The 535-nt window shown below is 56.3% G+C and carries 1 protein-coding gene; it reads right to left on the reverse strand.

The window, feature by feature from the left end; genetic code table 11:
• Positions 1-535, reverse strand: a 535-nt coding sequence (locus tag ACT8II_RS05435; protein WP_443813245.1) for a PTS transporter subunit EIIC, incomplete at both ends; no start/stop codon positions are given.

The raw sequence follows: 535 nt of genomic DNA on the forward strand, positions 1-535 counted from the left end.
CAGCGTACACGCCGCCCGCAAATGCACCCGCCATCTGAAACCCCAACATCTTGGGGTTGGGGAGCAGGATACCAAAAATGGTGGGCTCGCCGATGCCAACGAGCGTTTGCGTGGTGAAGCAGCTCAGACCAAGCTCGCGATCATTCGTGTCCTTAGCCTTAAGCATATAGCCCAATCCAGCAGCAATGCAGGAGAACGTCATGGCGACGCCGCCGGCAAAAATCACGCCTTCACTCCCCTGCTCCGCGAGAGTCGCAAAACCGCTCAGAATAATGGGCGTGTGCATTCCCGTGGCAATCAGCGGGGTGAACATAGCGCTGATGAGGCCAATTCCAACCGGGCCGAAGACCTGCTTAAATCCAAGCAGGAAGTTCTCCAAAACGACACCGAGCACACTCCCAAGAGGACCAAACGCGCACAGCGCGATGGGAGCCATGATAAGAATGGTGAACAGGGGAACCACAAGGAGGTTGGCCATATCGGGGACGACCTTTGTGAGGAATTTCTCGACCTTGGACTCCGCCCAAGCAATCAT

Source organism: Collinsella sp., from assembly GCF_052346665.1.
GTDB lineage: Bacteria > Actinomycetota > Coriobacteriia > Coriobacteriales > Coriobacteriaceae > Collinsella.